The sequence below is a fragment of the Sphingobium fuliginis genome, from assembly GCF_015074805.1.
Taxonomy (GTDB): Bacteria; Pseudomonadota; Alphaproteobacteria; order Sphingomonadales; family Sphingomonadaceae; genus Sphingobium; species Sphingobium fuliginis.
Map to the genome: position 1 here is coordinate 2,635,267 of NZ_CP060035.1, position 24,060 is coordinate 2,659,326.

General features: G+C 64.1%; 19 protein-coding genes, 1 tRNA gene and 2 pseudogenes. 9 read left to right on the top strand and 13 right to left on the bottom strand.

Annotated elements, in window-relative coordinates; translation table 11 throughout:
• The first annotated feature begins 301 nt into the window (after positions 1 to 301).
• Positions 302 to 1,105 carry an alpha/beta hydrolase gene (locus tag H5V43_RS12755; RefSeq protein WP_244968684.1) on the top strand — a complete coding sequence of 268 codons (804 nt, stop codon included), beginning with the start codon at positions 302 to 304 and terminating at the stop codon, positions 1,103 to 1,105.
• Here the strand turns inward: H5V43_RS12755 and H5V43_RS12760 are convergent.
• The 3 genes from H5V43_RS12760 to H5V43_RS12770 all read right to left on the bottom strand — a co-directional run bounded on the left by H5V43_RS12760 (position 1,099) and on the right by H5V43_RS12770 (position 5,207).
• Positions 1,099 to 2,229, bottom strand: a complete 1,131-nt coding sequence (locus H5V43_RS12760; protein WP_025551846.1) for an ATP phosphoribosyltransferase regulatory subunit — start codon at positions 2,227 to 2,229, stop codon at positions 1,099 to 1,101. The two genes, H5V43_RS12755 and H5V43_RS12760, sit on opposite strands and share 7 nt — an antisense overlap.
• Positions 2,230 to 2,324: 95 nt before the next feature.
• Positions 2,325 to 3,905: a phosphoglycerate dehydrogenase gene (gene serA, locus H5V43_RS12765; RefSeq protein ID WP_025551844.1), complete on the bottom strand. Its 1,581-nt coding sequence runs from the start codon at positions 3,903 to 3,905 to the stop codon at positions 2,325 to 2,327.
• A gap of 129 nt (positions 3,906 to 4,034) precedes the next feature.
• Positions 4,035 to 5,207 carry a phosphoserine transaminase gene (locus H5V43_RS12770; protein WP_025551842.1) on the bottom strand — a complete coding sequence of 391 codons (1,173 nt, stop codon included), beginning with the start codon at positions 5,205 to 5,207 and terminating at the stop codon, positions 4,035 to 4,037.
• 161 nt (positions 5,208 to 5,368) lie between these two features.
• On the opposite strand from H5V43_RS12770, the gene H5V43_RS12775 reads away from it, so the two are divergent.
• From H5V43_RS12775 to H5V43_RS12800, 6 genes are all read left to right on the top strand, one after another.
• Positions 5,369 to 6,064 (top strand): extensin family protein, encoded by a 696-nt coding sequence (locus H5V43_RS12775; protein ID WP_025551840.1) that lies wholly within the window; start codon positions 5,369 to 5,371, stop codon positions 6,062 to 6,064.
• 186 nt (positions 6,065 to 6,250) lie between these two features.
• On the top strand, positions 6,251 to 7,129 hold the full coding sequence (locus H5V43_RS12780) for an LOG family protein (RefSeq protein ID WP_025551839.1): 879 nt from the start codon (positions 6,251 to 6,253) through the stop codon (positions 7,127 to 7,129).
• A gap of 103 nt (positions 7,130 to 7,232) precedes the next feature.
• On the top strand, positions 7,233 to 7,904 hold the full coding sequence (locus tag H5V43_RS12785) for a pyrimidine 5'-nucleotidase (protein WP_025551838.1): 672 nt from the start codon (positions 7,233 to 7,235) through the stop codon (positions 7,902 to 7,904).
• Entirely contained in the window at positions 7,901 to 8,740 is an 840-nt protein-coding gene (dapD, locus tag H5V43_RS12790; RefSeq protein WP_193666674.1) for a 2,3,4,5-tetrahydropyridine-2,6-dicarboxylate N-succinyltransferase, read from the top strand. The genes H5V43_RS12785 and dapD overlap by 4 nt, the downstream gene beginning before the upstream one ends.
• A 150-nt stretch (positions 8,741 to 8,890) precedes the next feature.
• Complete coding sequence (locus H5V43_RS12795; protein WP_025552292.1) at positions 8,891 to 10,762, top strand: ABCB family ABC transporter ATP-binding protein/permease; 1,872 nt, start codon at positions 8,891 to 8,893, stop codon at positions 10,760 to 10,762.
• A 393-nt stretch (positions 10,763 to 11,155) separates the two neighbouring features.
• Entirely contained in the window at positions 11,156 to 12,139 is a 984-nt protein-coding gene (locus H5V43_RS12800) for a TerC family protein (protein WP_025549771.1), read from the top strand.
• Between the two features lie 85 nt (positions 12,140 to 12,224).
• On the opposite strand, the gene H5V43_RS12805 is transcribed toward H5V43_RS12800, so the two are convergent.
• Complete coding sequence (locus H5V43_RS12805) at positions 12,225 to 12,623, bottom strand: acyl-CoA thioesterase (RefSeq protein ID WP_025549770.1); 399 nt, start codon at positions 12,621 to 12,623, stop codon at positions 12,225 to 12,227.
• A gap of 106 nt (positions 12,624 to 12,729) precedes the next feature.
• On the bottom strand, positions 12,730 to 14,805 hold the full coding sequence (locus H5V43_RS12810; RefSeq protein WP_025549769.1) for a S9 family peptidase: 2,076 nt from the start codon (positions 14,803 to 14,805) through the stop codon (positions 12,730 to 12,732).
• Between the two features lie 93 nt (positions 14,806 to 14,898).
• On the opposite strand from H5V43_RS12810, the gene H5V43_RS12815 reads away from it, so the two are divergent.
• Positions 14,899 to 16,680 (top strand): aminopeptidase P family protein, encoded by a 1,782-nt coding sequence (locus H5V43_RS12815; RefSeq protein ID WP_025549768.1) that lies wholly within the window; start codon positions 14,899 to 14,901, stop codon positions 16,678 to 16,680.
• 10 nt (positions 16,681 to 16,690) lie between these two features.
• On the opposite strand, the gene H5V43_RS23780 is transcribed toward H5V43_RS12815, so the two are convergent.
• Positions 16,691 to 16,825 (bottom strand): hypothetical protein, encoded by a 135-nt coding sequence (locus H5V43_RS23780; protein WP_255309048.1) that lies wholly within the window; start codon positions 16,823 to 16,825, stop codon positions 16,691 to 16,693.
• A 115-nt stretch (positions 16,826 to 16,940) separates the two neighbouring features.
• Here H5V43_RS23780 and H5V43_RS12820 point away from each other — a divergent pair.
• Positions 16,941 to 17,015 (top strand) — tRNA-Thr (locus tag H5V43_RS12820).
• Positions 17,016 to 17,900: 885 nt separating this feature from the next.
• On the opposite strand, the gene H5V43_RS23920 is transcribed toward H5V43_RS12820, so the two are convergent.
• The 7 genes and pseudogenes from H5V43_RS23920 to H5V43_RS12855 all read right to left on the bottom strand — a co-directional run bounded on the left by H5V43_RS23920 (position 17,901) and on the right by H5V43_RS12855 (position 23,938).
• Positions 17,901 to 18,275, bottom strand: coding sequence for a hypothetical protein (locus H5V43_RS23920; protein ID WP_025549767.1), 375 nt, complete (start codon positions 18,273 to 18,275; stop codon positions 17,901 to 17,903).
• Between the two features lie 106 nt (positions 18,276 to 18,381).
• Positions 18,382 to 19,122: pseudogene (locus tag H5V43_RS23925) on the bottom strand (tyrosine-type recombinase/integrase); the annotation flags it as partial.
• The gene (locus H5V43_RS12835; RefSeq protein ID WP_025549765.1) at positions 19,119 to 20,045 is read right to left on the bottom strand and encodes a tyrosine-type recombinase/integrase; all 927 of its coding nucleotides are present in this window, start codon (positions 20,043 to 20,045) and stop codon (positions 19,119 to 19,121) included. The pseudogene H5V43_RS23925 and the gene H5V43_RS12835, both read right to left, overlap by 4 nt.
• Positions 20,042 to 21,283: a tyrosine-type recombinase/integrase gene (locus H5V43_RS12840; RefSeq protein ID WP_025549764.1), complete on the bottom strand. Its 1,242-nt coding sequence runs from the start codon at positions 21,281 to 21,283 to the stop codon at positions 20,042 to 20,044. Before H5V43_RS12840 ends, H5V43_RS12835 begins: the two co-directional genes overlap by 4 nt.
• Before the next feature lie 196 nt (positions 21,284 to 21,479).
• A pseudogene (locus H5V43_RS12845) lies at positions 21,480 to 22,640 on the bottom strand (ribonuclease H-like domain-containing protein); the annotation flags it as partial.
• A 168-nt stretch (positions 22,641 to 22,808) separates the two neighbouring features.
• A complete protein-coding gene (locus tag H5V43_RS12850; protein WP_025549762.1) occupies positions 22,809 to 23,528 on the bottom strand; it encodes an RES family NAD+ phosphorylase in 720 nt (239 codons plus the stop codon).
• A complete protein-coding gene (locus H5V43_RS12855) occupies positions 23,525 to 23,938 on the bottom strand; it encodes an MbcA/ParS/Xre antitoxin family protein (protein ID WP_025549761.1) in 414 nt (137 codons plus the stop codon). The genes H5V43_RS12850 and H5V43_RS12855 overlap by 4 nt, the downstream gene beginning before the upstream one ends.
• Positions 23,939 to 24,060: the final 122 nt, after the last annotated feature.

A 24,060-nucleotide genomic window follows, 5' to 3' on the forward strand; every position in this document is an offset into this window, starting at 1 on the left:
GACCGGCCATGCCCTTCGACGGGACTCGGCATGCCGGTGGGATAGGGTGGACGCCCCGGTTGACGATGGCCGTCCTGTGCGGGGCGCGCGTTAGCGGGGCATGGCGGGCGCGTCAAGGCGAAGGGGTTACACTTTGATACAGCGGGATGGCTTTACGCGGCCGGCCGGTCTGGCAAGCTTCCGCTCGGGAACGCGAAAGGGCGGTTGAATGCGGCGATTGACGACGGGAGCGATGCTGGCCCTGATGCTGGTCGCATCGGGCAGCGAGGCGCAGGGCCTGCGCGAACGCTGGCGGGCGCGGATGGCGGAGGGGCAGCAGAATGCGCCGGGCGGACAGACCATGGCCTATGGCAAGGATGGCTTGCAGGTTCTGGACTATTGGCCCGCCCAATCGCAAAAGGCGCCACTGGTCGTCTTCGTGCACGGCGGCGGGTGGAAACGCGGGAGCAAGGACAATGCCACCGGAGCCGCCAAGGCCGAACATTATCATGGGCTTGGCTATGCCTTCGCCTCCGTCGACTACAGGCTGGTGCCGGACGCGACGGTGGAACAACAGGCGCAGGACGTGGCCGACGCGCTGGCCTTCTTGCGAGCGAAGGCAATGGACCTGGGCTTCGATGCGGACCGGATCGTGCTGATGGGGCATAGCGCGGGTGCGCATCTGGCCGCATTGGTGGGGACGGACATGCGCTATTTCGCCAAGGCGGGGCTGAGGCCGGATGCCGTGCGTGGGGTGATCCTGCTGGACGGCGCGGCCTATGATGTCGGCAGGCAAATGGCGGAGGGCGGGCGTTTCATGGCGGGCACCTATGAACAGGCCTTCGGCACCGATCCGGCGCGGCAGAAGGCGCTGTCGCCGACGTTGCACGCCGGGCAACCCAATGCGCCCGGCTTCCTGATCCTGCATGTCGACCGCGCGGACGGCACGGCGCAGTCGGAGGCGCTGGCGGCGGCGCTGCGCAAGGCGGGAACGCCGGTGGAGATGACTGCGCTGGCGGGCCGGGGCCTGCGCGGGCATATGCAGATCAACCGGGCGATGGGCGATCCCGGTTATCCCGGAACCGCCATCGTCGACCAATATCTAAGCCGCCGCTTCGGTCAGTAAGGCCGGGGTTCTGCGCCGTCGAGCCAGTGGGAGCAGCGCAGCGTTTCGCCATTCTCCTCACCCGTCAGCGCGGCGATGGTCTGCCAGCCTTCGGCGCGCAACTGCGCCGCGCGCGCCGCGTCATGGTGCAGCGGCAGGAACAGGCGCTTGGGGGATTGGCCGCCGAAGCCCGCATCGATCAACGGATCGGGATAGAGGGAGAAGCCCATGGCCGGTTCCTCCGACCCGTCGGCGCGGATGATCGCATAGCTGCCGCCCCGGCCGATCTCTCCGGTGAAGCCGTCCGCGAAGATCGAGAAGCCGAACCAGTTCTGATATTCGAAGCCATGCCGCTCGGTGGGATCGAGCGTCAGGGTGATGTCCCAGCCGATGGGCCTGGCAATGGCGCGCAGGCCGGCGATCCGGCTGTCGATGGCGCCGCCCAGTTCCGCGTTGAGCGCTTCCAGACGCTCCATCGCCGCGTGGAAGGGGCCGGTGCCCTCTATCAGCGGCAGATAGGCAGCGGCGGCCGGGCTGATCGCCGCGAGCGCGCCCGCATCCTTGGCGTCCAGCTCGGCGCGGACGGCTTCTATCTCTTCCGGGGCGAGAGGCAGCGGACCGGCGGCCAGCGTGTCGATCAGGTCCGGCAAGGTGAAGTCGATGGTGATGCCGGTGACGCCCGCCGCCTGCAGCGCTTCGATGGCGACGTTCACGATCTCCACGGCCGCGGCGACGCTGTCGCTGCCGATAAGTTCGGCGCCGACCTGGAAGCGCTCCCGTTCCGGACGAAGCTGATTCGCGCGCAGGCGGATCACCGGCCCGGCATAGGACAGGCGCAGCGGACGCGGTGCGGTAGCCAGCCGGGTGGCGGCGATGCGGCCCACCTGCGCGGTCATGTCCGGACGCAGCGCCAGGCTGCGCTGGGATACGGGATCGATGGCGCGGACAAGATCCTGCGCCTTCATCGATTTCAGGCGGCCGACCAGCGAATCCTCGAACTCCGCGATCGGCGGCATCACCCGCTCATAGCCATGGGCGGCGACGGTATCGAGCACGCGGCGCGCAAGACGCGCGGAAGCCTCTGCCTGCGGCGGCAGGCGGTCGGAAAGTCCTTCGGGAAGAAGGCCGGGCGGGATCGTGGTCATGGGCTGGCCTTTAGCGGATTATGCGCGCAAGGCCAGCCCGAACCATATCAGGCCCGAACCGTGTCAGGCCCGAACCGTGTCAGGCCCGAACCGTGTCAGGCGAAGCGGAGGAGCTTCACCGTCTTGACGCCTGCCAGCTTGCAGATGTCGTTGAGGACGGTTTCATTGACCACGCCGTCGACCGACAGCAGCAGCACGGCTTCACCGCCCTGGTTGCGGCGGCCAAGGTGGAAGGTGCCGATGTTGACGTTCGCCTCGCCCAGAGTGGAGCCCAGGCGGCCGATGAAGCCCGGCGCGTCCTGGTTGACGATGTAGAGCATGTGCCCCGCAAGATCCGCCTCGACCTTGATCCCGAACAGTTCGACCAGGCGCGCCTGCGCATTGCCGAACAGGGTGCCGGCGACGGATTTGTCGCCGCCTTCGGTCTTCACGGTCACGCGCACCAGCGTCTGATAGTCGCCCTCACGGTCATGGCGCACTTCGCGCACGTCGAGGCCGCGTTCCTTCGCCAGGAAGGGCGCGTTGACCATGTTCACCGTGTCCGAATAGACGCGCATCAGCCCGGCCAGCACCGCGGCGGTGATCGGCTTCTGGTTGAGTTCGGCGGCATGGCCCTCGACCTCGACCGAAACGCTCTGGATGCGGTCGCCCTCAAGCTGGCCCACAAGGCTGCCCAGTTCTTCAGCCAGCGCCATATAGGGCTTGAGCTTCGGCGCTTCCTCCGCCGACAGGCTGGGCACGTTCAGCGCATTGGTGATGCCGCCGTCGAGCAGATAGTCGCTGAGCTGTTCCGCCACCTGGAGCGCGACATTGACCTGCGCTTCGTCGGTCGACGCGCCCAGATGCGGGGTGCAGATGAAGTTCGGCGTGCCGAACAGCGGCGATTCCTTCGCCGGCTCGGTCACGAACACGTCGAGCGCGGCGCCAGCGACATGGCCCGAATCCAGCGCTTCCTTGAGCGCGGCTTCGTCGATCAGGCCGCCGCGCGCGCAGTTGATGATGCGCACGCCCTTCTTCGTCTTGGCCAGATTTTCCTTGCTCAGGATGTTGCGGGTCTGGTCGGTCAGCGGCGTGTGCAGGGTAATGAAGTCCGCCTTCGCCAGCAGCGTGTCCAGATCGGCCTTTTCCACGCCCATTTCGACGGCGCGTTCCGGGGTCAGGAAGGGGTCGAAGGCGACGACCTTCATCTTGAGGCCCAGGGCGCGGCTGGCGACGATGGAGCCGATATTGCCCGCGCCGATCAGGCCCAGCGTCTTGCCGGTGACTTCCACGCCCATGAAGCCGTTCTTCGGCCACAGGCCCTGCTGGGTCTGGGCATTGGCTTCGGGCAACTGGCGGGCCAGTGCGAACATCAGCGCGATGGCGTGTTCGGCGGTGGTGATGGAATTGCCGAACGGCGTGTTCATGACGATCACGCCCTTGGACGAGGCGGCCGGGATGTCGACATTGTCGACGCCGATGCCGGCGCGGCCGATGACCTTCAGATTGGTGGCGTGGTCGAGAATGTCCTTCGTCACCTTGGTCGAGCTGCGGATGGCGAGGCCGTCATACTGGCCGATGATCGCCTTCAGCTCGTCCGGGGTCTTACCGGTGATTTCGTCGACTTCCACGCCGCGCTCCCGGAAGATCGCGGCGGCGCGGGGGTCCATCTTGTCGCTGATAAGTACCTTGGGCATCTGTGTTTCCTTTGGAAATATGCCCGTCATCCCCGCGGAAGCGGGGACCCATATCCCATAAGAAGCGTCAAGCGGGACGTTCAGGAGATGGGTTCCCGCCTGCGCGGGAATGACGGCTTCAAATAGAGATCAAGCAGCCTTGACGGTGGCGTAGGCCCAGTCGAGCCAAGGCCCCAGCGCTTCGATGTCGGCGGTCTCGACCGTCGCGCCGCACCAGATGCGCAGGCCCGCCGGGGCGTCGCGATAGCCCGCGACGTCATAGGCGGCGCCTTCCTTCTCCAGCAGGGCCGCGAAGCTCTTGATGAAGGCTTCATCCGCGCCCTCGACGGTCAGGCAGACGCTGGTGGTCGAGCGGGAGGCGGGATCGGCGGCGAGATGGCCAAGCCAGTCGCGTTCCTCGACGATCCTGTTCAGCGCCGCCGCATTGGCGTTGCTGCGCGCGATCAGCCCGGAAAGGCCGCCGATCGACTTGCCCCATTCCAGCGCGAAGATCGCATCCTCGACCGCCAGCATGGAGGGGGTGTTGATCGTCTCGCCCTTGAAGACGCCCTCGGCCAGCTTGCCCTTCGCCATCAGGCGGAAGACCTTGGGCAGCGGCCAGGCGGGGGTGTGGGTTTCCAGGCGTTCCACGGCGCGGGGACCGAGGATCAGCACGCCATGACCGCCCTCGCCGCCCAGCACCTTCTGCCAGGAGAAGGTGGCGACGTCGATCTTGGTCCAGTCGATCTCATAGGCGAAGACCGCGCTGGTGGCGTCGGCGAAGGTCAGACCTTCGCGGTCGGCCGGAATCCAGTCGGCATTCGGCACGCGCACGCCGGAGGTGGTGCCGTTCCAGGTGAACAGCACGTCATGCGCGAAGTTCACACCGTTCAGGTCGGGCAATTGGCCATAGTCGGCGCGGATGATCGTCGGATCGAGCTTCAACTGCTTGGCGGCGTCCGTCACCCAGCCTTCGCCGAAGCTTTCCCAGGCGAGCGTCGTCACCGGGCGGGCGCCCAGCATCGTCCACATCGCCATTTCGAAGGCGCCGGTGTCGGAACCGGGGACGATGCCGATGCGGTGGGTTTCAGGCAGGTTCAGCAGCTCGCGCATCAGGTCGATGCAATAAGCGAGGCGGGTCTTGCCGATCTTGGCGCGGTGCGAGCGGCCGAGGGAGTCGGCGCTCAGCTTGTCGGCGCTCCAGCCCGGAGGCTTGGCGCAGGGACCGGAAGAGAAATAGGGGCGCTCGGGTTTCTTGGCCGGACGGTTGGCGGGCTTTTCAGCAGGCGCAAGGGTGGCGTCAACGGCAGTCAGGTCAGTCATGTAATGCGTCTCCTTACAGAGAGCACGCGCGGCGTTGGGACCGCGTGGCCCGCTGGCCGCCCTAAAGTCTCCGGCCAAAGAGTCAAGTTGAATGTCTGGACGCGATGAACCGAGCATGCCGTTAACCCTTGGGCCAGCCGGACGTGGTAAATGGTCCCGTCATGATCGAGCGGGTTAGGGGGAAAGCGATTTTTCGCGGCCTGGCGCTGGCGGCCGCAGCGGCTGCCGCGCTGACGCTGGTAGGCTGCGGCGGCGACCTCGTCCCGCGCGGCCGGGTGGAGCGCCCGGCAAGGCCCGCTAAGACCGCCCGGCCAGCCGCCCCGCCGCCCATGGAAGTGCGGCAGTGCATGGCGAAGCTGCAATCGCAATCCGTCCTCTTCACGCCCCTTCCGGACCAGAATTTCGGCGGCGGGTGCAGCGCCTATGGCAGCGTCAAGCTGCTCGACATCGGCGTGCCCGCGACCAATCTGGGGGCGATGACCTGCAATCTGGCGGCCAATTTCGCGGCCTGGGCCCGCTTCGGCGTGCAGCCTGCCGCCCGGTTGATCCTGGGGGCGGAGGTCGAGAAGATCGAGACGTTCGGCACCTATAATTGCCGGCCGATCGCGGGCAGCGGCAAGCTGAGCGAACATGCCCACAGCAATGCGGTCGACGTGTCGGGATTCGTGCTGAGCGACGGGCGGCGCATCACCATCCAGAACGACTGGAACGGCGACCGGCGCGTCCGCCAGTTTCTGGAGATCATCCACGCCAGCGCCTGCAAGCGGTTCCGCACGGTGCTGAGCCCCGATTACAACGCCGCCCATCACGACCATTTTCACTTCGACATGGGCGGCCGCGGCGGCTTTTGCCGCTAAGCGGAAGCGGGAACGGGGCGGCTTTTGCCGCTGAGCGGAAACAGGCATGCGGCGGCTTTTGCCGCTGAGCGCAACAGAAACGCGGCGGCTTTGGCCGCTGGGCGGGCAGAAGAAGCGGGCCGAACTTAACGGCATTTAATCTTAACCGCCTTGGCTTTGCCGCCTTGGCCGCCTACCTTGGTGAAAATGACCAGAAAAGAAATCGAAGAACGCAAATTCCGCCCCGCCCGTCAGGAAGCCGCCGACGCCCGCAAGGGGGTGGAAACACCGCAGACCAGCAGCGCCGCCTACCGCCTGGCCTTTCAGGACACCGAATTCCTGCTGCGGGAGGATTTGCGGCCGGTGCGGTTCCAGCTGGAATTGCTGAAACCCCAATTGCTGATGGACGAGGCGAAGATCGAATCGACCTTCGTCTTCTACGGATCGGCGCGCATTCCCGAACCGGAGCAGGCGCAGGCGCGCATCGACGCCGCGACCACGCCCGAACAGCGGCGGATCGCGGAAAATCTGGGCAAAAAGGCGCGCTATTATGACGAGGCGCGCAAGCTGGCCCGGATCGCGGCGCAATATCCGGTGAACGAGGCGGGATGCCGCCATTTCGTCGTCTGCTCGGGCGGCGGCCCCTCGATCATGGAGGCGGCCAATCGCGGCGCCGACGATGTGGGCGCCGCCACCATCGGCATGAACATCGTGCTGCCCCATGAACAGGCGCCCAACCGCTTCGTCACGCCGGAGCTGAGCTTCCAGTTCCACTATTTCGCGCTGCGCAAGATGCATTTCCTGCTGCGGGCGCGGGCGCTGGCGGTGTTCCCCGGCGGCTTCGGCACGTTCGACGAGATGTTCGAACTGCTGACGCTGATCCAGACCGGCAAGATGAAGCCGATCCCGATCCTGCTGTTCGGGCGCGAATTCTGGACGCGCGTGGTGGATTTCGAGGCGCTGGCGGACGAAGGCGTGATCTCTCCGTCGGACCTCAACCTGCTGACCTGGGTGGAAACGGCCGAGGAAGCGTGGAAAGCGGTGCAGAGCTTTTACCAGGATTCGGAAGCGCCGGGCTGCGGGTGATGCGCGTCGCGCTCCTGCGCGCGCAGGAGCGCGGTCGGGATTGGCTGTCGGGAAGTAGGCCATGGCCCTTGCCCTGCCCGCCGCACGGGACTAGGGCCCGGCCATGCGCGCCGATCTCGCCCATGTCGACACCTGGATCTTCGATCTGGACAACACGCTCTACCCGGCGAAGGCGGACCTTTTCGCGCTGATCGACGTGAAGATGGGCGAGTTCATCCAGGGCCTGCTCGGCTGCGATCCGGTCGTCGCGAAGGAAACGCAGAAGCGCTATTTCCTGGAGCATGGCACCACCCTGTCCGGCCTGATGCACCATCATGGGATCGAGCCGCACGCCTTTCTGGACTATGTCCACGACATTTCCATGGACCGGCTGGAGGTGGACGAGGCGCTGAACGCCCATATCGCGGCGCTGCCGGGGCGGCGGCTGATCTTCACCAATGGCGACGGCGCCTATGCGACGCGGGTGCTCGACAAGCTGGGCCTGACCGGCGCATTTGAGCTGATCCACGACATCCATGCCTGCCAATATGTGCCCAAGCCCGATCCGTCGGGCTATGCCGAACTGTGCCGGATGCACCATGTGGAGCCGGGCCGCGCCGCCTTTTTCGAGGATATGGCGCGCAACCTGCGCCCGGCCAAGGCGATCGGCATGACCACCATCTGGGTCAATAACGGGTCCGAGGCGGGCAATCACGAGCATCATCCCGACTTCATCGACTTCGAAACCGACCATCTGACGCCGTTTCTGGCGGATATTTTTGGGGAGCAGCCATGAGCAACGAACTGATCGCGACCATCGACGCCGCCTGGGAGGACCGGGCCAATGTCAATCTCCAGACGCAGGGCGAGGTCCGTCAGGCGGTGGACAGGGCGCTTGCCCTGCTGGACAAGGGCGAACTGCGCGTGGCGGAGCCGGCCGCTGAAGGCTGGCAGGTCAATCAATGGGCGAAGAAGGCGGTGCTGCTGTCCTTCCGCCTCAACGACAATGTCATGATCGACAACGGGCCGGGCGCGGGCCACTGGTGGGACAAGGTGCCGAGCAAGTTCGCGGGTTGGGACGAGGCGGCCTTTCGCGCCGCCGGTTTCCGCGCGGTGCCGGGGTCGTTCGCCCGCGCGGGCGCGCATATCGCCAAGAATGTGATCCTGATGCCGAGCTTCGTCAATATCGGCGCCTTCGTCGATGAGGGCACGATGGTCGACACCTGGGTGACGGTGGGAAGCTGCGCCCAGATCGGCAAGAATGTCCATCTGTCGGGCGGCGTCGGCATCGGCGGCGTGCTGGAGCCGTTGCAGGCCGATCCGGTCATCATCGAGGATGACTGCTTCATCGGCGCCCGGTCCGAAGTCGTGGAGGGCGTGCGCATCGGCAAGGGTTCGGTGCTGTCGATGGGCGTGTTCATCGGCATGTCCACCAAGATCATCGACCGCGCCACGGGCGAAGTGTTCATCGGCGAAGTGCCGCCCTATTCGGTGGTCGTGCCCGGCTCGCTGCCCGGCAAGCCCCTGCCCGACGGGACGCCGGGGCCGAGCCTTTATTGCGCGGTGATCGTGAAGCGGGTCGACGCGCAAACGCGGTCGAAGACCGGGATCAACGAGCTGCTGCGGGATTGAAGGCTGCCTCACTCCCCTCCCCTTCAGGGGAGGGGTTGGGGGTGGGGGCGCGCCTCCACCGTCAGCGCTTGGGGAGATCCCCCACCCAACCCCTCCCCTGAAGGGGAGGGGCTTATTGTGAGGTGAAGGCTTCCCCATTACATAACCCCCATGCCGCCATCCACACCCGACAATTCGCCTCTGCCGCCCGTCTGGGCGACGATGCGGCGCTTCTTTCCCTATCTCTGGCCCGCCGACGCTCCGGCCCTGCGGCGGCGCGTCGCCATCGCCATGGCGCTGGTGCTGGTGGCGAAGGTCGTCAGCCTTGCCATGCCCTTCGCCTATAAGGGCGCGATCGACCTCATGGCGCCGGGAATGGAATCCGGCGCGGGCCTCGCCATCGCCTTGGTCGTCGCCTATGCGGGCGCGCGCTTCGGCAGCGTGCTGTTCGACAATCTGCGCAACGCCATTTTCGAGCGGGTCGGGCAGGAAGCCGGACGGCGGCTGGCCGACGATGTGTTCGTCCACCTGCACCGGCTGTCGCTGCGCTTCCATCTCGACCGGCGTACCGGCGCCGTCACCAAGATCGTCGAGCGCGGCACCAAGAGCATCGATACGATGCTCTATTTCCTCCTCTTCAACATCGCGCCGACGGTGCTGGAACTGGCGGCGGTGTGCGTGATCTTCTTCGTGAAGTTCGGAGCCGGGCTGGTCGCGGCGACGCTGGTCATGGTGGCGCTCTATATCTGGTTCACCCGGACCATCACCGAATGGCGCAACCAGCTTCGCCGCGACATGGTGGACATGGACACCAATGCGGTCGCCCATGCCGTCGATAGCCTGCTGAATTTCGAGACGGTCAAATATTTCGGCGCGGAGGAGCGCGAAGCCACCCGTTACGGCAAGGCGATGCGGCGGTATGCCGACGCGGCGGTGAAGTCGGAAACCAGCCTTGCCTGGCTGAACATCGGCCAGTCGCTGATCACCAACCTGATGATGGCGGGGGCGATGGGCTATACCGTCTGGGGGTGGAGCCGGGGTCAGTTCTCCACCGGCGACGTGGTGCTGGTGAACACGCTGCTGAGCCAGCTTTTCCGGCCGCTCGACCTGTTGGGCATGGTCTATCGCACCATCCGCCAGGGGCTGATCGACATGGAGGCGATGTACAGGCTGATCGACACGCAGGCGGAGATCGGCGACGCGCCGGACGCCCCGATGCTGCATGTGGAGGCGGGCGAGGTGCGCTTCGACCATGTGCATTTCGGCTATGATCCGGAGCGGGAGATATTGCACGGGGTGAGCTTCACCGTGCCTGCCGGCAGGACATTGGCGATTGTGGGGCCTTCGGGCGCGGGCAAGTCCACCATCGCGCGGCTGCTGTTCCGTTTCTACGACATACAGGGTGGGCGGATCAGCATCGACGGGCAGGACATATCGGCGGTGACGCAGCAGTCGCTGCGCGCCTCGATCGGCATCGTGCCGCAGGACATGGTGCTGTTCAACGATACGGTCGGCTATAATATCGGCTATGGGCGCGAGGGCGCGACGCAGGAAGAGATCGAGGCGGCGGCAAAGGCTGCATCGATCCATGATTTCATCATGGGCCTGCCGCAAGGCTATGAGACGCGGGTGGGCGAGCGGGGATTGAAGCTGTCCGGCGGCGAAAAGCAGCGGGTGGCGATTGCGCGGACGTTGCTGAAGGACCCGCCGGTGCTGGTGCTGGACGAAGCGACCAGCGCGCTCGACAGCCGGACCGAGACGGAGATTCAGGACGTGCTGCGCAGCATCGCCCGCAAGCGCACGACGCTGATCGTGGCGCACCGGCTTTCCACCGTGGTCGATGCCGATGAGATCATCGTCATGGAGAAGGGCCGCGTGGTCGAGCGCGGGCGGCATGGCGATCTGGTGCGGGCGGACGGGCTTTATGCGGCAATGTGGGCGCGGCAGGCGACCGAGCGGGACGATATGCCGGTCGAGCCGGGGATCGAGCCGAAGATAGAGGATGTGTTCGAGGTGGTGGAAGGGCCTGGCGGGAGAGGGTGACGGCTGAGTCGGGTGGATTGCGGACATTCCCCCTCCCGCAGGCGGGAGGGGGCTAGGGGGTGGACTGGCGCGACATCAGCGTGAATTTTCAACGGCTAAGCTGGAAGCTCGCTACGCTCGCGCCCACCCCTAACCCCTCCCGTTTACGGGAGGGGAATGTCTTGGATTGGCCAAAACCTACCCCCTCCACCTCAGGCCGGTTGATTTTTGCCGCCTCACCCTTTATCCTCCCCCCTCGCGGACCGGGCCCCTCTGGCGCGCTTTTCCCAGCGCGTGATGTCGGACCGCATCGGACTCTCCGATGCGCATGGCGGTCTGGCTCACCCCCTCCCCCATTCATGGCAGCGGATTTCTCCGATCGACCTTTGTCGTTGAACGAGAGGAGCATATCCCATGGAATTTCTCGTCACGGACTGGCTGGGGACGCCCGCCTGGTTCTGGCTCGCCTTTTTCGCCATCGTCGTGGCGCTGACCGCCTTCGACCTTGGTTTCCTGCACAAGGAGAACAAGGAAATCGGCATCAGGGAGAGCCTGAAACTTTCCGTCTTCTACATCAGCATCGCCTGCGCATTCGGCCTCTGGGTCTGGTTCGTCCGCGGGCCTGAGCCGGGCATGCAATATTTCACCGGCTTCTTCATCGAGAAGGCGCTGTCCATCGACAATGTCTTCGTCATCAGCCTGATCTTCTCCACTTTCGCCATTCCGGCGAAATATCAGTATCGCGCGCTGCTTTGGGGCATCATCGGCGTGATCGTGCTGCGCGGCCTGATGATCGCGGGCGGAGCCATGCTGCTGCACCAGGCCTATTGGGTGCTGTACCTGTTCGCCGCCTTCCTGATCTTCACCGGCATCAGGATGATGTTCACCGGGGACAAGCCGATGGACGTCGGCAACAATCCGGCGATCCGCTTCATTTCCCGCCATATGCGGGTGACGCCGGAGCTGCATGGCGAGCATTTCCTGGCGCGCATGACCGATCCGAAGACCGGCCGGGCGGTGACGGCGGCGACGCCCCTGCTGCTGGCGCTGGTGGTGATCAATTTCGCGGACCTGGTGTTCGCGGTGGACAGCGTGCCCGCGATCTTCGCGATCACGACGGACACGTTCATCGTCTATACGTCGAACGTGATGGCGATATTGGGCCTGCGGGCGCTGTATTTCGCGCTGGCGGCGATGGTGCACCGCTTCCACTATCTGAAATATGCGCTGGCCGCGATCCTGGTGTTCATCGGAGCGAAGATCTTCGTGGCGGACTTCCTGCTAGGCGGCGACAAGTTTCCGCCGGTCCTCAGCCTCGGCGTCACCTTCGCGCTGATCGGCGCGGGGGTGGGCTGGTCGCTGTGGAAGACGCGGGAAGAGGGAAAGCGGGTGGCGTAAGCGACACCTCGGCCTTGCGTCCGCACCTTATGCCGGGAGATGGATCCCCGCCTGCGCGGGGATGACGGACATGGGTTGGAGGCCGTCAGGAGGTCAGGAAGCGGGCCGCGACTTCGGGAGGAACCCGGAGGATGCGGCCCGTTTCACGGTCGATGATCGCCCAGGTGGACTTGGCCGCGACCTTCACCTTGCCGTCCGGGCCGGTAAATTCCATGTGCCGGTCGAAACGGGCGCCGCGCGGGCCTTCGGGAATCCACGTGCGGGCGGTGACGGTTTCGCCTTCCCGGACATTGCCGCGATAGTCGATCTCATGCCGGGTCACGACCCAGACATAGGCGTCCAGATGCTCCGGCGCGGCGTCGCGGGTCCAATGCTCGGTGGCGACCTGCTCCATCCACTGCACCCAGACAGCGTTGTTCACATGGCCCAGAATGTCGATATGCCCGGGACCGGCGGTGAATTGGGTGGTGTAGGTGGAGGGCATTATCCTCTCGCTCCGTTCGGGCTGAGCCTGCCGAAGCCCCTTCCTTTTTCGAGAAAAGAGAGCCCCTTCGACAAGCTCAGAGCGAACGGAGGAGAGGCGGGCGCCTTCATGCCTCGTCTATGCCCAATTGCCAGAGGATGAAGGCGAATTCCTCCGCCGTTTCGTGGAGGCTTTCGAAGCGGCCCGACTTGCCGCCATGCCCCGCGCCCATGTTGGTTTTCAGGAGCAGGATATTGCCGTCCGTCTTGGTGGCGCGCAGCTTCGCCACCCATTTGGCCGGTTCCCAATAGGTCACGCGCGGGTCGTTGAGGCCCGCCGTCACCATCAGCGGCGGATAGGCCTGGGCGCTGACATTGCTGTAGGGATCGTAGGACAGGATCGTCTCGAACGCCGCCTTGTCCTCGATCGGATTGCCCCATTCGGGCCATTCGCCCGGCGTCAGCGGCAGCGTTTCGTCCAGCATGGTGTTGAGCACGTCCACGAAGGGCACATGCGCCACCACCGCGCCCCACAGGTCGGGGTCCGAATTGATGACTGCCCCCATCAGTTCGCCGCCCGCCGATCCGCCGGAAATGCTGATCCGCCCCTTCGAGGTGTAGCCACGCTCGATCAGCCCCTTGGCCACGTCCACGAAATCGGTGAAGGTGTTGGTGCGCTTGTCGAGCTTGCCGTCCAGATACCATTGCTGGCCGAGGTCGTCGCCGCCCCGGATATGGGCCAGCGCAAAGGCGAAGCCCCGGTCCAGCAGCGACAGGCGGCTGGTGGAAAAGCCCGGCTCCATCGCAATGCCATAGGCGCCATAGCCATAGAGGTGCAGCGGCGCGCTGCCGTCGCGGGGCAGATCCCTGGGATAGACGATCGACACCGGGATCGGCGTGCCGTCGCGGGCCGGGATCATGAGACGCTCGGTCGCGTAGCGGATCGCATCATAGCCGGAGGGAATCTCCTGCACCTTCAGCACTTCCAGCTCACCGGTGGCGAGGTGATAGTCGTAGATGGTGTCGGGCGTGACCATCGATTCATAGCCGATGCGCAGCTTCGTCACATCATATTCGGGATTATCGTCCAGCGACGCCGAATAGCTCGCCTCCGGGAAGGGAATGCGCCTGGCGCTGTGGGTCGCATAGTCGCGCAGTTCGATCTGGTCGAGGCCGTCCTGCCGCCCCTCCGTGACGTAGAAGCCCTTGAACAGCGTGAAGTCGGTCAGGTAGAAATGCGCGTCCGGGGCGATCACTTCGGCCCAGTCGCCGGGATTTTCCAGCGACGCCTTCACCAACCGGAAATTGGGATGCGTGTCGTTGGTGCGGATGTAGAGCGTGCCCTCATGCTCATCCACCTCATATTCGCGGCCCGGCTTGCGCGGGGCGACGAGCAGCGGCTGGGCGGCGGGATTGTCGGCGGGGAGCAGCCAGACCTCGCTGGTCACATGGTCGCCGGTCGCGATCACGATCCATTTTTCGGATGAGGTGAGGCCGACCGAGACGCGGAAGCCCTCATCATCCTCATGGAAGAGTTCGACGTCGCTTTCCACCGGCTGGCCCAGCCAGTGGAGGCGGGCATTGTCGGTGCGCCATTGTTCATTGGCGATGCCGTAGAGCAGTCCCCTGCTGTCGCTCGTCCAGACCAGCGAGGATAGGGTATCGGGGATCACCTCCGGCAGGATTTCGCCGGTGAAGAGGTCCTTGATCCGCGCCTCGAACCGTTCGGAGCCATTATTGTCGATGGCATAGGCGAGGTAGCGGCCGTCCGGGCTGACCGACAGGGCGCCGAGGCGGAAATAGTCATGCCCCTCCGCCAGCGCGGGTTCGTCCAGGATGAGCTGATCCTCGGCGCCGTCGTCCCGGGCGGCCACGGGCCTGCGATACCATTTGCGATATTGGGCGCCGACCTCGAACGCGCGCCAGTAGATATAGTCGCCGTCCTTCTGCGGGACCGAGCTGTCATCTTCCTTGATGCGGCCCTTCATCTCCTCGAACAGGCGGTCGGTCAGCGCATTGTGCGGCTGCATCGCGGCCTCGAAGAAGCCATTCTCCTCCTCCAGATAGGAGAGCACGTCCCTGTCCTTCACCTCCGGATAGCCGGGATCGCGCAGCCAGGCATAGGGGTCCTGCACGGTGATGCCGTGACGGGTGAAGCTGTACGGGCGGCGGGCGGCGGCAGGGACTTGGGCGGGAACGGTCATTCAATGTCCTGATCTGGCGAAACTGTGCTGGTCTGCTTATGTTGGCGGCCATAGGCCCTGCGCAAGAGGGCCGGCAAGTCCAAGGGAAATTTGATGTCTAGCTATGAAGACCGGCTGAAAGCCCTGCGCGCCCAACTGGTGCGCGATGAATTGCATGGCTTTGTCGTGCCGCTGACCGATGAGCATATGAGCGAATATGTCGGCGCCTATGCGCAGCGGCTGGCCTGGCTGACCGGTTTCCAGGGATCGGCGGGCAGCGCGGCGGTGCTGCCGGAGGAGGCCGCGATTTTCGTGGACGGCCGCTATACCTTGCAGGTGCGCGAGCAGGTGGATGGCGCGCACTGGCAATATGAGAGCGTGCCGCAGACCTCCGTCGCAGCGTGGCTGGGCGAGCATGCGCCGGTCGGCGGACGGATCGGCTATGATCCCTGGCTGCATACGCGCGCCTGGGTGAAGGCCGCGAGCGAGGCCTTGGCCGAACGCGGCGCGGAACTGGTGGCGGTGGACACCAATCCGGTCGACGCCATATGGCCCGACCGCCCCGCGCCCAGCGACGCCAAGCTGGTGGTGCATGAGGACCGCTATGCCGGGCAGTCGGCGGCGGAGAAGCGGCAGGCCATGGCCGACTGGCTGGTGGCGAAGCATGCCGATGCGGCGGTACTGTCCGCACTCGATTCGCTGGCCTGGACCTTCAACATCCGGGGCAAGGATGTGGAGCGGACGCCGGTCGCGCTCGCCTATGCCATCGTCCATGCCGATGCGACCGCGGACCTCTATGTCGCGCCGGAGAAGATCGACGAAGCGGTGGTGAAGCATCTGGGCAATGCGGTGCGGGTGCATGACCGCGCGGCGTTCGCGGATGCGCTGGCGGGCTTTGCGGGCAAGACGGTCGCCGCCGATCCCGAACGGGCGGTGGCGGCGATCTTCACGGGCCTGGAGGCCGGCGGCGCGCATGTGCTGGCGTTGCGCGATCCGGCGGTGCTGCCCAAGGCGGTGAAGAACCCTGTCGAGATCGCCGGGCACAAGGCGGCGCAGGCGCGGGACGGCGCGGCGCTCAGCCGTTTCCTGCACTGGATCGCGACCGAGGCGCCCAAGGGCGGCGTCGACGAACTGGGCGCGGCGGCGAAGCTGGAGGCGTTCCGCAAGGAGACCGGGCTGCTGGAGGACCTGTCCTTCGACACCATTTCGGGCGCGGGCCCCAATGGCGCGGTGGTGCATTACAGGGTGGAGGAGAAGACGAACCGGCCGATCGAGACGGGCAGCTTCTATCTGGTCGATTCGGGCGGGCAATATCGCGACGGCACGACCGACGTGACCCGCACCGTCGCCATCGGCACACCGACGCAGGAGATGAAGCGCCGCTTCACGCTGGTGCTGAAGGGACATATCGCCCTTGCCCGCGCGCAGTTTCCCAAGGGGACGCGGGGCGGGCAGCTCGACGTGCTGGCGCGTCAGTTCCTTTGGGCGGAAGGGCTGGATTATGCCCATGGCACCGGCCATGGCGTCGGCAGCTTCCTGTCGGTGCACGAAGGGCCGCAGCGGATCGCGACCTTCGGCGGCGGGGACGAAGCGCTTCAGGCGGGGATGATCCTTTCCAACGAGCCGGGCTATTACAAGACCGGCGAATATGGCATCCGCATCGAGAATCTGGTGCTGGTCGAACCCCGCGACGTGCCGGGAGCGGAGCGGGAGATGCTGGGCTTCGAAACGCTGACCTACGCGCCTATCGACCGGAATGCGATCGCGACGGAGTTGCTGACGGACGAGGAGCGCGCGTGGCTGGATGCCTATCACGCCCGGGTGCTGGAAATCGTCGGCCCGCAATTGGAGGGCGGTGCGCTCGAATGGCTGAAGGGGGCCTGCGCCCCGCTGTAACGGATCGGAATTACCCCTTGGCGCCGTCGGGGCGCCGGGGGGTTTCCGCGTCGCGCGATTCGCGGGACTGTGCCTTGCGGCGACGCAGATTGTCCCGCAACGCCTGCGCCAAGCGCTCTTTCCGTTCGTCCTGACCGTTTGTCATGGCCCGCCCATAATCAAATTGCATCTTCTGCCGCAAGCCGCCTTGACATGGCGCGAGGAGGCAGCCATAGGCCCGGCTCCGCCGGCGCGATAAGCCGGATGGAACTGAAAATAGTGCTGCCGTAGCTCAGTGGTAGAGCGCATCCTTGGTAAGGCTGAGGTCGCGAGTTCAATCCTCGCCGGCAGCACCATTTTTCCTGATCTGTCTGTGATGCAGATTTTCCCAAAGCCTAAATAAGCGCGTGGCTTGAACGGGTGCGCCAGTATCTTCGCGGAGCTATCACCCGGATGGCAGTGGACGATATACCGCAAGCCGGCCAAATATATACCGTCATTCCCGACGGTCATAGGCCTATGGAATATAGGGGAAATGGTGCCCGGGGACGGAGTCCAAACCGGAAAATATGGCTTTGAATTCAAAATTCTGACCGAGTGTTATTAGAGGAATGATACCGCAAAATATACCGATAGGCGCGAATGATGAGCGCTGCATTCATCTAAGCATATGATTTTAAGTGAGAATATTCCAGATGATATCCATGTTTGGCTACTCGCGTCCAAACATAGAGAAATCCTCAGATTTTTCTCTTGGTTCGGTTCCCGATTGAACGGGCTTTACGGTCGAGTAGATGGCGATCAGCACGGTTGTTGGCCGTTTACATCCAATTTTCACTCCAAAGGTGGAAGCTCTCGGCTGTCCCGCAGACCATGATCCCTATGAGACCGCTTACCCCTAAAGCGGATCCACTTCCGTTCCTGCTTGCGTTGAACGAAGAACTGGTGGCAAGTGAAGAAGCTCAACAGTTCGTACGTGGCCCAGGACTTCCTGACTTCGTCAACGATCACTCAGCTTTCGTGTCAAATGACGCGATCGAGTAAGGCGAACGAATTACTTCCGTTTACGCCAACAGCTGCCGTTCACAGCGGTCGTCTTGCACACGGCTTTGTCCCATTCTAGCCCCAATCGGTCATGATGTGACGCTCATTCAGGTCCCGAATGCGAGCGGCGGAGGGCCGTCCTGTTGCGGGTGATACGCTGCATGTCGGTTTCCTTTGATCTGAACAGGGGAAGTTGGTCAGGCCGGGGTGGACGGACGGAATGGCCCATTGGGTCGGCTCTGCTGCTGGATGGACGCTCCAGTCTCCTGACGCGGACCGAACAGTCGAAGTTGCGGCCCGATCGGCGACGAATCAGCATCGCCAGAACCTGTCCCGGGCTTGGTCGGCACTTCGCTGGTCGGCTGGGGCGCCACCGCTTCTTCGCGCGCCTCCGGATCGGTGATCAGGAGGGCGGGAGCATCGAGCCTGATCGCTGGCTCAATGCGATCGACATAGCCCGGCCCGATGATCTTGCCCGGATGATAGCGATCGGTGAACCGGATCACCGGAAGGTCGCGGCCGAACCGCAGGTAGCCGGTGAAATTGGGAAGATTGACGATCTCGGTCGGCATAACCAACGGTCGCGTCACTTGCGTGCGCGATAGGTTCACCCCGTTCCATCGCGGCGGTGTGACGAAGGACATGCGGCGATACCCGCTTGTGTCGCAACGACGGGCAATGCGCGCGCGCCGTCCGGACGTGCTTGGCGAGCAGATACTGGATCGCGTCGGGGCTGAGACGGCCGCCGTGGATGGTTGGGAACAGCGCCGATGCCCCGCCGCGTGGTGGTTCCTTCAGCCAGTTCTGCATCGCAGCGCGGACCTCGCTTGCAAGCGGGGTGCACCGTTCCTTGCGGCCTTTGCCGACGCATCGAACATGCGCGCCGGTGCCGAGCATGATGTCGCTGCGATCAAGGCTGGCGATCTCCGAAAGGCGCAGGCCCGTCTGGATCGCGAAGAGCAGCAGCATATGATCGCGGCGGCCCAGCCAGCCTGTTCGATCGGGCGCGGCGAGGATCGCGTCGATCTCCGGGCGCGACAGAAAATGGACCTCGCGCTTCTCGGTAAGCTTGCCGGGGATCGCGAGAATGCGCTGTATCTGTCCGCTGCTTGCCGGCTCCTCGAAAGCGAGAAAGCGGAAGAAGGCCCGTATCGCCGTCAGTCGGAGGTTGCGGGTCTTGGCCCCGATCGCGCGGCCCGCTTCGAGATCGTCGAGGAAGGCGATTATGAAGGGGGCATCGAGATCGGCGAGATCGAGGTGTGAAGGCGGCTTCCCGAGCCTGCGCTGGGCAAAGCGCAACAGTAGCCGGAACGTGTCACGGTAGGAGGCGACGGTGTGCGGGCTGACACCGCGCTGGTGCATGAGGCGCTGCGTGAAATACCGCTCGATCAGCGGCGCAATGGAGGGGGAGCGGCTCATGATATCTGCTCCCACCGGGCATCGAGCCGCCGCGCGGCATGCTCCATCAGCTCGGGACAGGCCGACAGATACCAATAGGTGCAGCTGGTGTGGCTGTGTCCCAGATAGGTCGACAGGATGGGCAATCGCTGCTCGACATCGTCGCCGGCACGATACCAACGCAGTAACGTGGCGACCGCATAGCTGTGGCGCAGGTCGTGAATGCGCGGGCCGTGATAGGCATCGCCGGGGTGACGCAGGCCGATCTGGCGAGCGACGGTCAGAAATATAAGATGGACCGCGTGATGATTTAGCGCGCGCCCCTGTTCGCCGACGAAGAATGTCGGGCTGATCGGCGTCGAGAAGAGTGCGTCGCGGCGCCTGGCGTAATCGGTGAGCACGGCGGCGGTCGTCGAATGAATCGGAACGAGCCGGGACTTACCGAACTTGGTATCGCGGATAGTCAGAAGACCGGCGTCAAGATCGACATCCTCACGCTTTATCCCGAGGGCTTCTCCGATCCGCAACCCTGTGACCGCAAGCAGGCCGAATATGCAGTAATAGGTCCAGCGATGTAGGCCCTTCGCCGAGCGAACTGTCAGCATCACATCGAGCAGGCCGCCAATCTCCTGGTCGGTGTAGATGTGGGGCGTTCGGCGCTGTCTTGCCGCGAGGATGTCCGTCGCCGGAATCTGCGTACGCGGCTCGGTGCTCGACAAATGCCGGGCGAAGGTGCGGACGACCGACAGGCGTCCCGGCCAGGTTGGCGGGCTTGCCTCGCTGGTAGCCCAGTCGAGGGCAAGCCTGGTGGTGATGATCGTTGCGCCCTGTTGCTCCATGTAGGCGACGAAACGCGCAAGCAGATAGGCCTCGCATCGCAGCTTGTAACCGAACCCGCGGCGCATGGCGATGTAGCGATCGAGCGCGTCACGTAGCGGGCTCATTGCAGGCCCCCCGGCCATGGCAAGCTCAGGGTGCGAAGACTTGCCAGATCGACCTTCGCGTAGATGCGCGTGGTATCGGCATCTTTGTGGCGGAGCACCTGACTGATCTGCGTCAGGGCGGCGCCGGAACGCAGAAGCTCGGTCGCAAGGCTGTGGCGGAAAATGTGCGAACCGCGATGGGCGATATCACTGATCCCGGCCCGCCGGAGCGCTCTTGCTGCGATGTCCCGGATGCCGGTCGCCGGCGGGAATCCCGAATGCGGCGGGTAGGCCTTCAAGAAGACCTGGCGCCTGTCGGATACCGGGCGCCCCCTCTCAAGATATGCGGCGATGGCGGCGCCAACATCGGGAGGCAGCGGCATGATCGCTTGCTGCCGTCCCTTGCCCCGAATGCGGAACTGGCCCGCCCGCCAGTCGATATCATCGATCTTGAGGGTTGCGACTTCGTGTGCCCGCAGGCCCAGCCGGGAGAGCAGTAGCAGCACGGCATAATCGCGGCGCCCAGACGCGGTGCTTCGGTCGCAGTGCTGGAGCACCTGCTCAAGCTGAGCGGCCGAGAGATAGGTCGGCAGCGCTGTAAAGCGCCACTTTTTTACCGGGGGAACGCAAGCTGCAAGGTCGTCCGCGATCAGGCCTTCGACTTGAAGATATCGCAGGAATGATCGGAGTCGCGAGCACATGGCTACCGCCGTCGCCGCACTGGCATCACGGGCGCGCCGCTCGACATATCCGAGGACATCGGCCGTTGTCAGCCCGGCGAAATCGTCGGGCCCGGCAATCGACATATCGCGCAGAAAGGGACGCGTGAACTTGATATAGGCTGCGCACGACCTAGCGCTGAGACCATGTCGATGATCGAGATAGGCGCGGAAGCGCTCGAGGATCTGATCGGCGGGGCTGGGCGGACGCGGTACTGCTGAAGCTACAATCCCCGCCTCGCGGAGGACCTCCACAAATCTGTCGATCGACGCAGGATCGCCACCGCGCAAACCGCACCCCCGGTCCTCATCCCTGAAAAAGCGATCTACGAGCTGGTCGCTGATATCGCCGCGATCGAAACGGTGCTTGAACAGCCACTGGATGAAGCAGTTGACGATCCTGACCGAATATCTTGCCGTGACCGTGCTGTAGCCGTCTTTACGCAGCCGGGCCGTGTACAGGTCGATGCAGTCCCTGAAAGGTCCCGCCCGCAAATCGCGGACCGTCCAGCTGCCGTTCAAGAAATCATCCAGCGTCATAGCTTCCTCCTCTGCGATGGTTGAGGGCTTCCTCAATTTCTACCTCGACTGGCTTTCGCCGCAGTTCTTCGGATTGCGCATGCAGGCTCTCGCGACATACCGCCGTGCCGAACTCAGCGACAAGAACTGCGTCTTGGACTGGAAACCACTGTCGAACTTCCCTCGCCTGTTCGAGAATGCGGCGGAGAAGGCGAGGCTATCGCCCCTCGGTCCACTTTATCACGACCACGCGCTCCTCGCGCGCCCGATCCGCCACCGCCTCCAGCAGATTGCCGATCGCCTTATGGCTATTCGAGGATACGGCGACGCGCTTGTTCTTCCTCACCAGGTCCACGATCGACAATGCGCTGACATAGGTCTTGCCAGTGCCGGGCGGTCCCTGGATCGCCAATGTCGTATCCGCCATTGCCGCAATGGCTTTACTGGTCTCAGTGGGCAGGTCTCCATCGACGGGAATTACGCCTGCCGGGCGCGGTCCTTCAAGAAAGCGCGGCAATGACCGCGAGAGCAGAGCCTCGACAGCGGAAATGCGGCCGCTGTTCGCGATTATCTGGTCCGTCACCGCCGCGACTGCGTCTTTCAGCACGCTGTTTCGCAATGGTCGCGGAGGCAAAAGGTCAAGGCGATCAGGCAGTTCGCCCTTCGCCTTGGAACGGCGCAGGACCAGCGTACCCGCATCATGGTCTATCGAACGCAGGCTCACATCCTCGGGCATGGCGGCCGGCTTCACGCAGGGACTCTTGCCGGCGCGAAGCTTCGTCTCCTGCTCGGGAAACCGGTAGGTGCGTTCGAATGACTGTCGCGTGACGGCGACAGGATCATCGATCGCCTCGAGACCCTGAATGCATTCCAGATCGTCGAGCAGTTCCTCGCTCTCCTGCGCGAGGCGATCGAAAATTGCCCAATAGGTCGGTTTGTCCTCGCGCTTGTGAAACTGACTGAGGTCGAGCAGTAGCTCGGCCACACGATCTCCCAGCCGCTCCTGTACCGGTCTTAGACGAACGCGCAGTTCGGCAATCTCCGCGTCCTCCGCTTCGACATTCGACAGCGATCCCCCCTCCGGCACATCCCCGAGAACTGGCCACGGCATGTCGGCAGGCCGCGCATCGCGCACCAGCCAGTCGCGCAGCAGTTGCGTCGAAACGCAATCGGTCCGGTTATAGTCGTAAATCTCGTCGAGAAGCCGTTGCTCTTGCGTATGGCGCCACTCCTCATAGAACACGACGCTGGCGCCGGCGGTCGCCACGCCGGCCGTGCGCTTCTCCATATAGAAGGCTTCCAGATCCTTGATCGAATAGCCCTTCTCGGACGCGATCAGAGCGCCCGAGACGATCTTGAAGAGATCGACGAAACGGCGTTCGCGCTGGAGCTGATCCGGCTGGAGGCAAGCGGGCCCGCTTCATGAAAATGCGTCACAGGGACAAGGCGACGCTGCACGCGATAGCCAGGATGCATGCTCAGGAAATCAGCCGCCTGAGAATGGCGATCGGGCATGCTGGTGTTCATCGCGCGACGATTCCGGCCATCAGTCCTCAATCACCCTGAAAACCGCGCCGCTTCCAGCGTCCCGAACCAGATCGACCCGCTTTCCATCCCAATGATAATCGAGATGCCTGCCCTGAATGGGATTGGACGCGCAGTCAGGATAGAAAAGCGCGACACATTGGCCCCCAGCCTGTCGCACACTTGGATAGGCCATGCCATCCGACCCTGAAAAGCGCAGGCTGGCAGCGAGTTGCTGAGCTGCCCGGTAGCTGTCCGGATCAAGACAGGGACCAAAATCCTCGTCACCGCCGCGAAGATCATGCAGCTCAGCATCGACCTTCAGGACAATCTCCCGAAACTGCGACGTCCACCCCGCCGGCTCAGCCGTCCTGACCATGAAGCGGGCATGATGATGGATCGTCTCGAACAAAGCGGTCTCATAGCTTCGCGCGACATAGAGTACGCCATAGCTGCCGTCCGAGAATCGGCTCGGTCGATCAAGGCTGACATGGGTGAACGACGCCATCAGATAGGACGCCCCCACACCACCGATCCGTCTCTCAGGAGGGACAAGCTCGATGTTCCCGATCGACGTCATAATGCGCGGGTTCGTCTTCTGCTCGGCAGATATGAGGAGAGGCCAATCGGCAGGGTCTGCAATATCCTCGAACAGATCGATGGGCGGATAGATGCTGCGGATGATCCTGACCGCCCCCTCCCATTCTACCTTGTTGACCAGCGGCACCGCAATTCCGGTCACCAGCCGCCCCGCTCCGCGTCGAGATAGCGCCGCACCCGCATGATGTCGGTCAATTCGCCGCCCAGCATGACCGTCAGCGCATTCGCGCCCTCGAAGGCCGCATTGGGCGCCTTGATCCAGTCATAGCCCCGCTGCGGCTCCTGAAAGATGATCCGGAGCGCCTTGTGGATGCCCATGAGGTTGGAAAGCCGGGCGAGCCCATCGCGCGAGATGCGGCCCGGTCCCTCTGCTTTCCAGCGCCGAAAGCTGCGCACCGGCATATCGGTCAGGACGGCAGCCTGCTCATCCGTAACACCCCATTTGGCGAAAAGATTGAGTGCCGCGCGAAACATCGCACCGCCTTCTTCCTGAGTGACGGGTTCCGGCCGGAACGGAGCGGGCTCCGTCTCAATGGGTTGCAGCATGGCCATAAGGTGCCTCCTTGTGGCATCATATATAGATCATACTGCCAAATGGCAAATTTTTACCTGCCGTCTATGCGGAATTTCGCATAAACGTAGTTTATGCGTTTAATCGCATAGCGGCGCGGCTC